Source organism: Acinetobacter baumannii, assembly GCF_009759685.1.
GTDB lineage: Bacteria > Pseudomonadota > Gammaproteobacteria > Pseudomonadales > Moraxellaceae > Acinetobacter > Acinetobacter baumannii.
Map to the genome: position 1 here is coordinate 457,604 of NZ_CP046654.1, position 13,219 is coordinate 470,822.

The 13,219-nt window shown below is 38.1% G+C and carries 10 protein-coding genes and 1 tRNA gene; 5 read left to right on the forward strand and 6 right to left on the reverse strand.

Annotation, left to right across the window (positions count from 1 at the left end; genetic code table 11):
- The first annotated feature begins 558 nt into the window (after positions 1-558).
- Positions 559-939 (forward strand): hypothetical protein, encoded by a 381-nt coding sequence (locus GO593_RS02230; protein WP_223291473.1) that lies wholly within the window; start codon positions 559-561, stop codon positions 937-939.
- Between the two features lie 130 nt (positions 940-1,069).
- Here GO593_RS02230 and posA read toward each other — a convergent pair whose 3' ends face one another.
- On the reverse strand, positions 1,070-5,068 hold the full coding sequence (gene posA / locus GO593_RS02235) for a delta-poly-L-ornithine synthetase PosA (protein WP_001071468.1): 3,999 nt from the start codon (positions 5,066-5,068) through the stop codon (positions 1,070-1,072).
- A 606-nt stretch (positions 5,069-5,674) separates the two neighbouring features.
- On the opposite strand from posA, the gene GO593_RS02240 reads away from it, so the two are divergent.
- Positions 5,675-6,205 carry a YybH family protein gene (locus GO593_RS02240; RefSeq protein WP_000398196.1) on the forward strand — a complete coding sequence of 177 codons (531 nt, stop codon included), beginning with the start codon at positions 5,675-5,677 and terminating at the stop codon, positions 6,203-6,205.
- A 79-nt stretch (positions 6,206-6,284) separates the two neighbouring features.
- Here GO593_RS02240 and GO593_RS02245 read toward each other — a convergent pair.
- A tRNA-Ser gene (locus GO593_RS02245) sits at positions 6,285-6,374 on the reverse strand.
- A gap of 89 nt (positions 6,375-6,463) precedes the next feature.
- Positions 6,464-6,958, reverse strand: coding sequence for a transcription elongation factor GreB (gene greB / locus GO593_RS02250; RefSeq protein ID WP_000841361.1), 495 nt, complete (start codon positions 6,956-6,958; stop codon positions 6,464-6,466).
- 372 nt (positions 6,959-7,330) lie between these two features.
- Between greB and GO593_RS02255 the strand changes: the two genes are divergently transcribed.
- Positions 7,331-8,443 carry an MltF family protein gene (locus GO593_RS02255; protein WP_001984613.1) on the forward strand — a complete coding sequence of 371 codons (1,113 nt, stop codon included), beginning with the start codon at positions 7,331-7,333 and terminating at the stop codon, positions 8,441-8,443.
- A gap of 91 nt (positions 8,444-8,534) precedes the next feature.
- On the opposite strand, the gene GO593_RS02260 is transcribed toward GO593_RS02255, so the two are convergent.
- The gene (locus GO593_RS02260; RefSeq protein ID WP_001110719.1) at positions 8,535-8,918 is read right to left on the reverse strand and encodes an SCP2 sterol-binding domain-containing protein; all 384 of its coding nucleotides are present in this window, start codon (positions 8,916-8,918) and stop codon (positions 8,535-8,537) included.
- Positions 8,919-9,124: 206 nt separating this feature from the next.
- On the reverse strand, positions 9,125-10,030 hold the full coding sequence (gene ttcA, locus GO593_RS02265; RefSeq protein ID WP_000271251.1) for a tRNA 2-thiocytidine(32) synthetase TtcA: 906 nt from the start codon (positions 10,028-10,030) through the stop codon (positions 9,125-9,127).
- A 503-nt stretch (positions 10,031-10,533) separates the two neighbouring features.
- Between ttcA and GO593_RS02270 the strand changes: the two genes are divergently transcribed.
- Together GO593_RS02270 and htpX are read left to right on the forward strand one after the other, a co-directional pair.
- Positions 10,534-11,397, forward strand: coding sequence for a lytic transglycosylase domain-containing protein (locus tag GO593_RS02270; RefSeq protein WP_000798650.1), 864 nt, complete (start codon positions 10,534-10,536; stop codon positions 11,395-11,397).
- A 257-nt stretch (positions 11,398-11,654) separates the two neighbouring features.
- The gene (htpX, locus tag GO593_RS02275; protein ID WP_000984535.1) at positions 11,655-12,560 is read left to right on the forward strand and encodes a protease HtpX; all 906 of its coding nucleotides are present in this window, start codon (positions 11,655-11,657) and stop codon (positions 12,558-12,560) included.
- Positions 12,561-12,609: 49 nt separating this feature from the next.
- Here htpX and GO593_RS02280 read toward each other — a convergent pair whose 3' ends face one another.
- Positions 12,610-13,185, reverse strand: coding sequence for a DUF4112 domain-containing protein (locus tag GO593_RS02280; protein WP_001135453.1), 576 nt, complete (start codon positions 13,183-13,185; stop codon positions 12,610-12,612).
- Positions 13,186-13,219: the final 34 nt, after the last annotated feature.

A 13,219-nucleotide genomic window follows, 5' to 3' on the forward strand; every position in this document is an offset into this window, starting at 1 on the left:
CTAAATATAATCAAACACCTAAAAACAAAAACCTTGTTAAAAGATACCTTGTAAAGGAATCTGTCTTATTTTTCTGTTTAATAATTTTCATCTAATAGGTTGCCTCGCCCTTATTCCACCATTCTACAGAAAAAGTATAAAAAATAGGATGCCAGTAATTTATAGTTTTAATTTCAATCTATACAAATATTTCATAGTATGATTACTGTTTAAGTTTAAAACTATATAAGATAATAAAATGAAGAATTTGGAACGTAACTGTAAAATTATCTGTGGGATTCTCACATTTATTATGTTTGAGATTATTTGGGTTAATATCTTTGAAAGAATTATCGATTTGGTAGGTTTTAGTAAATTTGTTCCTGTTTTCGCTCTTGCTTTACTAGCATCTTTTATTTTTTAAAAAAAAATAAGAGCTTTATTTACTCATACTGTTAAAATTTCTTATTTATATTATGCACTTGATAGACATATAAAATGTACCAAAATCTACTAATTAGTATTGTATCTGGAACCGTTATTGCAATAGTTTCATCGTATCTGACCTCAATCTGGACTATGAAAAAGTTCTATACAGAAAAATGGTGGGACAGAAAAGAGCAAGCTTATACCGAAATAATTAACGCACTTTATGACATGATACAATTTTATAAAGTTTATAAAGAAGATTATGGACAAGATGATTTTATTTCTGACGAGCGAGCTACAGACCTAAGACAGAAGTATTCAGATGGCATAAGGAAACTATATAGAGCGACAGACTTAGCAACTCTTTATGTATCTGAGGAAGCCGTGAATGTATTAGTAAAGTTACGTAATAGAGAGATTTTAGATCAACGCTCAAATCCTTTATGGGAAGTTTATGAATTAGAATATAAATACTATAATCAATCACTGACTCAACTTCTTATAATTGCAAAGAAGGATTTAAAGAAATAGATATTTATCTAAAATATGAATTAATTCGATTATATCCTTCTGAATAAACCAAAACTGAGTACGATAACCATAGCTTAACTACAAAAAAGCCCCTGTTCTACAGAGGCTTTTTTTTCAATTCAACACTTAATTATTTATGAACCCAAGGCACGGCTGGTGAACCAATCCAAGCAGATTTAGCCGGAATATTTTCACCTTTCATGACCAATGTTAATGGACCTAACACAGCATGGTTACTCACGTTTGCGTTATATAAAATAATACTGCGCGCATTGACCACTACATCATGCCCCACGTTCACTTGCCCAATTTTCATAATACGGTCTTCAAACAAGTGAGTTTGCGGGCCTGAAAAGCTATTAAACTCGGCACGGTCACCAATGCTGACACAGTCGAACTCGGTAATATCAGCCGTATCCATATAAACATCTTTACCAATACGAACCCCTAAAATACGCAGGAAGAATGGCAACATTGGTGTTTCTCTTAAGTAGTTTAAGAAGTTAGGAATCGCAACTGATTCATATAGGCTGGTAATCCCTTCACTTAACCATACAAACATGGTCCACATAGGTGCCGAACGCGGTTGATAGCGACCAATCAAAATCCACTTTAATAGCGCAACAATAAGAAAACAGCCAACGCCATAAAGCAGCCCTGCGAGCGTTAATGCAACCAGTCCTGTCTCAATATTGTAGTTATTAATCACATCAATAACGTCTAGTACGATCATATAACCCACCCCAATCGCAAGTGCGGCCGGCAATACAATACGAAGCCCTTCAATAAAACCACGCATTAAACGGCGCTTAATACTTGGTTTAAAGGTTAAATGGTCAGGATATTTTTCAGCAGCTTCACGTGCAGGTAACAGCAATGCCGGAGAACCAAACCAAGTTTGTCCGTCATACATTTCACGGTTATCTGGTGTTTTTGATTGCACGCCAATTAAAACATTGTCTGGTAACACTGTCCCATCAGCAATATAAGCACTATTTCCCACAAAACTACGGTTACCGATTTTGGTTGCTTTTAAAGACATCCAACCACCTTTAATCTCTTCATCGCCCAGCATTACCGCATCGGCAATAAAGCTTTCTTCACCCAAAGTTAGCATTTCTGGAATAACGCCAGTTGCGGTAGAAATTTCGGTATTTTTACCTACTTTTGCTCCCAGCATACGAAACCATGTAGGCGCATAAATAGTGGCAAACAAGCCATGTAAGGTTTGCAAGCTGGTTTCTAAAATTTGGGCCGCAAACCATTTACGATAATACGTGCTGCCATGAACCGCATAGGTTCCGGTTTCAAGACGCGGCAATGCAATTTTACGCAGACCTGAAGAAATCACCGCAGTAATCATCATCATCATTGCACTAGCCGGAATCGCTAAAATGAAATAGTAAAGCGCGATTTGCAAATGGTTGTTCGGGTTAATATTAAATACATTTACATCTAACCAGTCGACCAAAAGGAAGCTTGGAAAAATTGGAATAAAGAAAAGACAGGCAATAATTAATGCGCTAACGCCATAGTATCCATATTCAGCAATTTTACGTATAAACGATAGTTTAGGACGCTCTGGCAATTTAGATTGCTCATCTATATGCCCTATTTTCTGAGCAGGTGTTCCATCCCAAATTTCGCCCTCAGGTACAACCGTGTCATATTCAATTGAAGTTAAGGCATTTACATGGGCTTGTTTTTCTAACACTGTATTTTCTTCTAATACAGCATACGAACCTACATAACAGTCTTGTTTAAGGTGAATTGAACCTAATACCAAATGACCATGTTCAACTTTGGCATTTTCTAAATTCACCTGAGAACCAATACTCACGCCATCTTCAATAGTCAGTAAAGATGGCATACGAATATGTACGGAACTAATGGTAACGTCGTGGCCGATTTTCGCGCCCAGTGCTTTCAAATATAAGTTAAGTAAAGTCGAACCCGACAAGAGATAGACAGGTGAAATATTACTAATACGGTCTGCTAGCCACCAACGGAAATAGGTTAATCCCCATAATGGATAACGCCCTGCGCCAATTCCTAACATTAATAGTCGTTTTACCGTAATCGACAGTACAAAACTGCTAATAATAACAGTGACATACACCAATAAAGACAACGCAATCGCATACGGAATACTGTCGCGGGTTCCACCGGTAAAGTAGTGATAGGTAAAGAATGGCGCTAACCACTGCAAAATATTAATCGAGATTAAAACCGGAATAGTTACGAGCTGTGCAATACCACATAACCATTTATAGGTCTGATTACGAGGGTTATCTTGTCCAATTTGGCTATCAAATAAAGTAGGTTCAGGCTGCTCTAACATGAGTGCAGCAATCGCGCCTACTCTTCTCGCTTGATATAAGTTTTGAATGGTCAGATGGCTATATTCCGCATGCTCACGCAGATTTGAAATTAAAACAGCGGCGAGTAGTGAATGCCCGCCTAAATCATCGAAGAAATCGGAATCGAGTTTAATCGGCATGTTTGGGAACAAGCGATTCAAAATTTCAAATAGGATTTCTTCGGCCGGGTTCTGTGGCTGGTCAGATTCACTGCGGTCTACCACACTTGTGAGCGGTCTTGCTTTTAAAGCTTTACGGTCAATTTTCCCAGATAATAGACGTGGAACTTCTTCAATAATCTCAAAACGATTTGGCACCATATAAGGCGGTAATCGCTGACTCAAGTTATGGCGTAGTTCTTTAATTTCTATAGCTTGCTTTGCATCAATTTCTGGTGCAATAAACGCAATAAGTTGATCAATGCCGTCTTCAGGACGAAGAATAACGGCTGCCGTACCAATTCCGTCAATATCGCAAAGCGCAGCTTCGATCTCGCCAAGCTCTACACGGAAACCACGGATTTTAACTTGGTCATCGGCACGACCTAAACAGTGTACTTGACCAAACTCATCAATTTTAGCCAAATCCCCAGTACGGTAGAGTAATTCTTCCTCTATACTCATTGCCCAAGGGTTTTCAATAAACTTATCTGCGGTTAAATCAGGACGTCCTAAATAGCCTTGTGCCACACTTGGACCAAAAATACATAACTCCCCTGTTTCACCTTGCTCGAGCAACTCTCTTTCAGAGTTAATGACCAACATACCGTAGTTTGGTAAGGGTTTGCCAATGGTGACAGGTTTGCCGCGTTCTAATAACTCAAGACTTGCAGAAACCGTGGTTTCGGTTGGTCCATAGGTGTTAAACATTTGATGATGAGGTAATGCCCAGCGGTCAACCAGTGAGTCCGGACACATCTCCCCACCTAAATTAATAATTCTTAAATTAGGTACGTCTTCAGGAAATAAAGCAAGTAATGTTGGAACAGCGTGCAGTACTGTAATTTGTTCCTGCTTTAAGGTTTGGCATAACCGCTCAGGATCACTGACAAGTGACTTCGGCGCAATCCACAACGTTGCGCCCACAAAATAAGAAAGCCAAATCTCTTCAAACGACATATCAAAAGCGACTGAAAAGCCTTGATAGACCTTGTCTTGCTCTTGAATACCCAAAATACTATTTTCACTACGTAAAAAGTGACAAATATTTTTTTGAGTAATCACAATTCCTTTGGGTTTACCTGTCGAACCCGAGGTATAAATAATATAGGCAGGTTGATCTGGAGTGGTTTTCGCTAAACTTACACTTTCGCTTAGTGGTTTTTGCAGCTCGGTGTTGGTCCATTTTGTTTGTGGCACTTCAGCTAAATGTTCATACCATTCATCTGTAGTAATCATTCCTACTGCTTCGGCATCTTCAAGACATACCGCAATACGGTCCGCGGGCGTATCCATATCAAAAGGAAGCCAAGCTGCACCGCTTAAACAAATGGCCAGTTGAGCTTTTAAAAGCTCAATACCACGCGGCAACCATACCCCTACAATATGACCTGGCTTTACCCCTTTTAAAGCCAGATGTTGAGCCATAATTAAGGCTTGCTGATACAGCTCACCATAACTCAGCGTTTTATCTGCTTCAATTAAAGCCGTTTTATCAGGAAGAGTTTGTGCAGTATGAGCAAAAATATCGGCTAAGACTTCATTCTGCAAAAATTCCGGATGATACTTTCCACGAATTACATTTTTCGTGTTCGTTACAAACTGGTTCATTTTTATACTCTCTTAATTTTCTGATTTGGCTTAAATGAAGTCATAATTTATTTTTCTGACCCATTAACGAAATCTAGATAGGCCATAAATTAATTAAGAGAACTTAAAGCAAGATTAAATTTTTTAGTTTTGATGTTTATTCAACACAGTAAGAACCTTAGCTGTTAATTTTAATTTATAAATAAAAATCAAATAGTTAATATTATTATTCAAATTTTATGATTATCTTTAAGATAAAAACGTACAAAACTAATGAAGTAAAAAACTAGAATTCACAAGATTTATATAGTTCTCATTTTAATTAAACTAATAAAAGCCATCCTGTATACAAATTCTCCATATTTTAAACTTAATTGTTTAGCTCTGAATTATTAAAAGAGTTCTTAAAAAATAAAAGAGTATATTTAAATTTATGCATGATGTTTGATTATTAACATTATATTAAATTTGTATGCATCAATTCTTTTTAACTTATATCTTTATCTGGATTTTATAAAAAGTTAACTCCATTAAGCGGATTGAGCGAGCAGATGTTTATCTACTTTCCTCATAACTCAACCGACCCTATTTGGTGTGTTGAGTTGTGTGGGTTAAACAAAGATACTCTTGGAAGGCGAGCTAAGATCACCTGTTTCATTTAAGCATGACGAAGTATCTTTATTTATAATATTTGAAAATGGACTTAAAAAATTAAACAGTGGTGCTGGTATGAGTCAACACATAATAACCCCAAAAGAAATACCTTTAGCATTTCAAACCGCTTGGAATAAGCATGATATGCAGGCCTTTGCTGCTCTTTTTGATAAAGAGGCGACTTTCGTTAACCGTTTCGGTCACTACGTTAAAGGAGTTGATGAAATTATTGCAATGCATCAACCTATTCATGAAACTATTTATCGTGATTCAACACTAAAGAATGAGCTGATAGACCTCACACCTATGAGTGAAGATATATGTATTTCACATTTTTGGAGCCGCCTCACTGCGGGCGTAGCTCATCCTCAAGGGCCTCATCAGATTGATACTCTCATTCTTACTGTGCTCACCCAGAAGAATCATTCTTGGTACATTCAGGCGCTGGAAAATGTCACTTTAACGAACCCTCGAACGGGAGAGACTATACTTAGAAATATGTAGAAGGGAACACGATCATTTTTTAGTAATTTATATGCATAAAAAAAAGCCCTCGTCATTAACAAGGGCTTTTTAAGAATTTTGGCGGAAGCGGTGAGATTCGAACTCACGGAGGACTCACACCCTCGTCGGTTTTCAAGACCGGTGCATTAAACCGCTCTGCCACGCTTCCAACGAGCGCTATAATATAAACAAAAATGCAAGTTGGCAAATCTTTTATTTAATTTTTAATTCAAACGCTCAAAATAAAAACAAATCTATCTAAATTTCATCATTTTTAGGTTTTTCATAGCGAATTGCATTGATATACCACAGCTTTTTGCCCAGAGGCGTGTGTACTTCTACTTCATCATCGACTTCTTTACTCAAGAGTGCACGTGCCATAGGTGACTCAATTGAAATATGCTGAGGATGGTGATCATAAATTTCATCTACCCCGACAATTCGTAAAGTTTTTTGCTCCCCTTCTTCATTTTCAATGTCGACCCAAGCACCAAAGTAAACTTTGCCTTCTTGCTCAGGTGAGTAATCAACAATTTTTAACTCTTCTAAACGCTTTCCTAAGTAGCGTACTCGTCGATCAATTTTTCTAAGGAGCTGCTTGTTATATTGATAATCTGCATTCTCACTACGGTCACCGAGGCTTGCAGCCCAATTTACTTTTTTCGTAATTTCTGGTCTTTCTTCATGCCAAAGTTGTTTTAATTCAGCAACTAATTTGTCATGGCCTGACCGAGTGATTAAGTTAGATTTCATGATTAAAAACCACTGATTAACAACATAAGGGTTACAAGATGTAGCATTTTATACCCTATTTTCTCACATCAGAAGTGTATAAATTTTCTTCCTTAATAAATTCATGTTGTTATGATGATATATCGGATATTTAATTGTACAAAATTTGACAATACTTTTTTTCAATATTATGATGCGCGCATCTTAAATGTTGAGTATTTTTTAACCCACTCAAAAACTATGTAGATTTTCTACACAGTTTGCTTTTTTCATTTCATGTCATTTTGAATGACGTCATGACTGCCCACCCCTTATTGAATTTATCAACTTTTAGAAGTTATGGCAGCTTTTTGTCTGACTTTTAGGGCATAAATTACCTGTAGCGGAGACAACATGCACAGTAATTCAAGTTCTGGGTCGAGGCTTGGCCTTAGCTCTTTATTTTCTTCTCTCCCATTGAAAGTTCTTGCGCTCAGCACTATGTTTTTTCCCTTTCATAGTATCAATGCAGGAAAAACCCTACAGTACAATACTGTAGTTAACACAAACACATTAACAGTGGTTGCCGTAGAAAGCCCAACGACTGTTTTTAAAGAAGACCAGTTTTTACACGGCTTCGGTTATGACTTAGCGCGTAACTATGCACAAAGCTTAAATGTAAAGTTGGACTTCAAAATCGTGACAGATAATGCCACGGCGCTTAAGTGGGTTCAGCAAGGTAAAGCAAATCTTGCCATGACAACCGCAAGCTTAAGTTCAATCGAGAACAAAGGTTTAATGTCTTTTTCTGCAAGTTGTGGTGATATCGTAAATTTGCAAAAAAATGGATTAAATCCGAATCTAAGCTGGGTGTTTAAACAAGCAGATGACCCGCTTACACAAACAGCAAGCGGTTTTGTTTGTCAAAGCAAACAAAATGGTCTAACTCAGCAACTTGCTTCTTTTTATAACCGTAATGTTGTAAAACCAGAAGCTTGGTCTACGATTCAACGTGACTTAAGTGCACGTATACCGATTTACAAAGCAAGCTTTAAACAAAGTGCTGCTCAGTACGATTTAGACTGGCATTTGCTTGCAGCGATTGGTTATCAAGAATCGTACCTAAAGCCAGAGTCTGTTTCACCAACAGGTGTACGTGGGTTAATGATGTTAACCAATAGTACAGCTCGGGCAATGGGTGTAAGTAACCGTAACGATCCAGCACAGAGTATTCAGGGCGGTGCGAAATATTATGATCTCATGTTAAGTGAGTATGATGATATTCCTTTCCCAGATCGCAACTGGTATGCACTTGTGGCTTACAATATGGGACCGGGTGCGGTGAACCAGATTCAAAAGCGCTTGCAAGCCCAAGGGAAAGACCCGAACCAATGGGTTAATCTCTATAATTATTTGCAGAGTAACAAAACTCGCAATGGTCGATACAAACAAGCAGTTCAGTATGTGACTCGTATACGTGCTTATCTTGAGCACATTAAAACGGCACAAACGCGAATTAATATCTAGTTTTTATCATCTAAAAGTTGATAAATTCATTGTTTGTATAAATAAAAAGCTTACCTCTCGGGTAAGCTTTTTATATGAATTCTTTTTCAGTTTAAGCAGTTTGCTCTAATACTTTTTTGAACAAATCTTTTTGTTCTTGGCTTGGTTTAGCTGTTTGTAAAGCCATTAACTGAGACATATCGCCTTGAACTTTTATTTTACCAGTCATGAATGCCTGCATAGCAGCTGCCATATCAAACTCAAGGAATACTTTACGTAAAGTTTCAGCATCCATGTTTAATGTAGTTTTGGCATTTGAAGACAAACCTTTTTGGATTTTACCCCCATCTAACGCTAATTCGGTATTTCCAGAAGCATCTGTAACTACTAAATTAATTGCCAAATTCGCAAGAGCTGGTGGCAAATTAAGATCACCTGCTTCAGCAGTTAATTTTTCGACAGTCGCAAACCAATCATCAGTTAAAAATGCAGGCATGATTCTTCCTCAAATTTATTTGTTCAATTTCTCTAGTGTTGCCTATCCAGACAACATCGTGTGAAGCACTTCTGCTTGAGCGTTGTTATAGCATGTAATTTTAAGGTTGAGCTATGACTTTTTGTACGGAACATTCATTTTTTAGTATTTTGATACATTAAAGGCACTTGTTTATAAAGTGCCTTCAATTGACTTATTAATTCGTTTTATTCAGCAGCAAAGCTTAAGTTCACTACATCTAAACGTTTTTTCAGTTCTTCTGGATCTTTAAAGTCTAATTCGCGCTGCGAGTCAAGAACTTCGAAGTCGAACAAATCACGGTCAGCAAGTTGTGAAGGTGAAACGTTCTGTAACGCACCAAAAATGCTGTGTAAACGTTTTGGATACTGTCTGTCCCATTCACGAAGCATTTCATTGATCATGGCACGTTGTAAGTTCTCTTGTGAACCACAAAGGTTACACGGAATAATCGGGAACTTACGTAACTCTGCATATTTGATAATGTCTTTTTCTTCAACATAAGCCAAAGGACGAATCAAAATATTTTTCTTATCTGACGATAAAAGCTTAGGTGGCATTGCCTTTAAGCTACCACCATGGAATAAGTTCAAGAAGAAAGTAGCAATGATGTCATCACGGTGATGCCCTAGCGCAACTTTGGTTGCACCAATTTCTTGAGCAAAGCCATAAAGCGAACCACGGCGTAAACGTGAACACACAGCACAGTACGTTTTACCTTCAGGAGTTAAACGTTTGGTAATGCTGTAAGTGTCTTTTTCCAAAATGTAATACGGAATGTTATTTTCTTCCATATAACGTGGTAAAACATCTTCAGGGAAACCAGGCTGCTTTTGGTCAAGGTTAACCGCAACAATATCAAAATTGATTGGTGCAATACGTTTGAACTGCAACAAAATGTCGAGCAAGGTATAACTGTCTTTACCACCAGACACACACACCATGACCTTGTCACCATCTTCAATCATATTGAAGTCACGGATGGCATGTCCAACTTGACGGCGAAGCTTCTTAAGCAAACGATAATAGGCCGAGCTTGTTGGAAGTTCAGGCTTAAAATTAAATCCTTCGTTGGACTCAACTGGCGCGTACATAGACGAGATATACCCATAAATAAAAATACCGCGCAATTTTATATGATTCGGATGAGAATCGCATCAAAAGAATAGTTTCAATTCTTGAAGTCGTCATAATGCTCAGGCATGATGCAAAAGCAGTGCGCTATTTTGACCGATGAGTTCATTTTTTGCGCAAAATGCTTACTTTTTGGACTTTTCCACAGTTTTCCACAAAACCTGTGGATAAAATTGTGGATTTCTTAATACTTGACAAACTGTTTTGACCTTCTGTTAAGGGTTTTATTTAAATTGATCATTTTTTAACCAATGATTTTTACCTTTATTTTTCAAATAGTTATTCAAGTCAATAGAATCATTTTAAAATTTTTTTTTAATTTTTTTTGATGATCATTCGAGCAAAACTGCTTGATTTTTTCAAAGAGTCAAAATAAAAAAAATTACACAAAACTTCTTTAAGTAATATTTTTTGATAAACTCTTTGACAAGTTTTGAGACCCTAAAATTGTGAATAACATAAAATGAAAAATTCGGTTCAATATCTTTTTTCTTGTTTACTGGGGATGACCACTTTTTCGGTAGGTATAACGCCGACTTCAGCAGGTCAGATGTACATTTACCAAGACAAAAACGGCAGTACTTTACTGACTAACCGTAAAAGTTATGACCATTCACTCAAAAAAGTAAAAGTCACCTACTACCCGGATAGTAATATTCATAGTTATAGCAACTGGGGGACTTCAGAGGCTTCGGTTCTACCAAGCTATAGCAAAAACAAAAATGCTTTTGACCATATTATTAAGCAGGCAGCACAACAGCACGGCGTTTCGGAAGGATTAATCAAAGCCGTTATGCATACCGAGTCTGGCTTTAACGTAAATGCCCGCTCTCCGGTTGGCGCCCAAGGTTTAATGCAGCTTATGCCGGCTACTGCTCGTCGTTTTAACGTATCTAACGCTTATGATCCTCAGCAAAATATCTTCGCTGGTGCTAAATATTTAAGTTGGTTGCTCAAACGTTTTAACGGTAATACGCAAATGGCGCTTGCCGCTTATAATGCAGGAGAAGGAAACGTCGATAAATATGGCGGTATTCCCCCATTCCGTGAAACCCAAGATTATGTTCGCCGAGTCACTAGCCGCTACCAAAACTTATATTCTTCTGGTGTAGGCCTTTCTTCTTTTAGCAATTCAAGTATTTCTGCCCAAGCGATAAACCAACCAGCCATACCGCACAGTACTTCGACGCAAGTCTCTGCTCAGCCTATAAAGTATTCTTCTTCGCGCCAAATCGTGACATTGCCAGATGGTACATATACAGACGCACCTACGGGAACTTATGTCACTAATAATGCAACTGCTATTGCACATATCCGGATTGAGTAAGCTTAAAAGGCCTAATACCTTACGGTTATTTATTTAGCGGGTTCTATTGTCAAAAAATTGTAATGATCTATTACCCCCACTGTCATGTTCAGAGGGGCCTTCTAATAACTTGTTTAATTTAAATACATTCTTTGATCGCAAAGAATGTATTGATTCCTTATTTTTTTCTTGAATTTTTCCCCTAAGCGCCGCATATTAGCTGAGTGATTTATAATTTATAAATCAGATAATATTTTATTTATAAGAGGATTTTCTCAATGATGCGGATTGGTTTGTTTTTGCTTACCAACCTCGCGGTACTGGTTGTAGCTGGCATTATTTTGTCACTCTTCGGTGTCGGTAGTTACCATGGCGCGGGTGGCTTAAATCTAGGCAACCTTTTAGTCATCTGTTTTGTGTTCGGTATGGTGGGCTCTTTAGTCTCTCTATTCATGTCCAAATGGATGGCTAAGAAAACTACTGGTACAGAACTGATTGACCCAAATGCTCCTCGTAACCAAGCTGAAAGCTGGTTATTGCAAACAGTCGCTGAACTTTCTCAACGTGCTGGTATTAATATGCCAGAAGTTGGTATCTTCCCTTCATATCAGTCTAATGCCTTTGCAACAGGCTGGAATAAAAATGATGCCTTAGTTGCCGTTTCAAGCGGTCTACTTGAGCGTATGAACAAAGATGAGCTACGTGCTGTGCTGGCGCACGAGATCGGCCACGTTGCAAATGGTGACATGGTCACATTGGCGCTCATCCAAGGTGTTGTAAACGCCTTCGTTATGTTCTTTGCTCGTGTAGTAGGTGACTTTATTGACCGTAATGTCTTTGGTCGTCAAGACAATGAAGCCCCAGGTATGGGTTATTTCATCATTACAATGGTTCTAGATATCGTGTTCGGTATTCTTGCCTCTGCCATTGTGATGTGGTTCTCTCGTTACCGTGAATACCGTGCAGATGAAGCCGGTGCGCGTTTAGCTGGTAAACAAGCGATGATTTCTGCTTTATTACGTTTGCAAGCTGAAACAGAGTTACCTGACCAAATGCCAAAAGAAATGAAAGCGTTCGCAATTGCGGAAGGTAAAGAACAAGGCTTTAGTTTAGCTGCATTGTTCCAAACTCACCCTACAATTGAACAACGTGTGGCAGCTCTACACCAATTAGATTGCCCATAAAACGTTTAATGTAAAAATAAAGCCTCCAAATGGAGGCTTTATTTTTTGATTATATAGTTTGATAAAGTCCCCAAAGGTAACTTGCACCCCACCACACAGCTAAGCCAATTAAAAGCAGTATAAACGCACCTAATAAATCGGGTATGTGCAACCATAACCAACTCACAACAGGGTTACGCCAGAATGCCGACTGTTGTTGCTTCTTTTCGAGCTTTTCATGTAAATACGGATGAATGACATGAATATCACTCTGAATCGCATATTCTTCACGTATATGCGTATGCACCACATCTAATGCTTTTCGACTGGGACGTATAAAAATATCGAAAATAGTCCCTGCAACTGGAACAAAACCGACTACGGCATCGACTACAGCAAGTTTAATCACTGGAGTGAGCTTATGCTGAGGCACACCTATTTGTTTAGCCTTATAAATGGCATAACACGTCAGTGCGAACCCAGCGACATCACCGGCAATTGGAATAGTACTTAAGGCAGCATCAGCGCCAATACCCTGCTTTGTAAAAGGAATACGGACCGCACTATCCATCATGGTTGCGAACTTGGCAAGATCCCGTTCTAGGGCGATAACCTGCTGCTGTGTTAATTTTTTTTCTTGAGGCATCAAAATCAAATATAAGAAGAAAAGTTAATCTTAA

Bases quoted from the DNA above. Each gene is read 5' to 3' on its own strand.
- GO593_RS02230 (WP_223291473.1), top strand. From the start codon at position 559: ATGAAAAAGTTCTATACAGAAAAATGGTGGGACAGAAAAGAGCAAGCT.
- posA (WP_001071468.1), bottom strand. From the start codon at position 5,068: ATGAACCAGTTTGTAACGAACACGAAAAATGTAATTCGTGGAAAGTAT.
- greB (WP_000841361.1), bottom strand. From the start codon at position 6,958: ATGAAATCTAACTTAATCACTCGGTCAGGCCATGACAAATTAGTTGCT.
- GO593_RS02255 (WP_001984613.1), top strand. From the start codon at position 7,331: ATGCACAGTAATTCAAGTTCTGGGTCGAGGCTTGGCCTTAGCTCTTTA.
- GO593_RS02260 (WP_001110719.1), bottom strand. From the start codon at position 8,918: ATGCCTGCATTTTTAACTGATGATTGGTTTGCGACTGTCGAAAAATTA.
- ttcA (WP_000271251.1), bottom strand. From the start codon at position 10,030: ATGTACGCGCCAGTTGAGTCCAACGAAGGATTTAATTTTAAGCCTGAA.
- GO593_RS02270 (WP_000798650.1), top strand. From the start codon at position 10,534: ATGAAAAATTCGGTTCAATATCTTTTTTCTTGTTTACTGGGGATGACC.
- htpX (WP_000984535.1), top strand. From the start codon at position 11,655: ATGATGCGGATTGGTTTGTTTTTGCTTACCAACCTCGCGGTACTGGTT.
- GO593_RS02280 (WP_001135453.1), bottom strand. From the start codon at position 13,185: ATGCCTCAAGAAAAAAAATTAACACAGCAGCAGGTTATCGCCCTAGAA.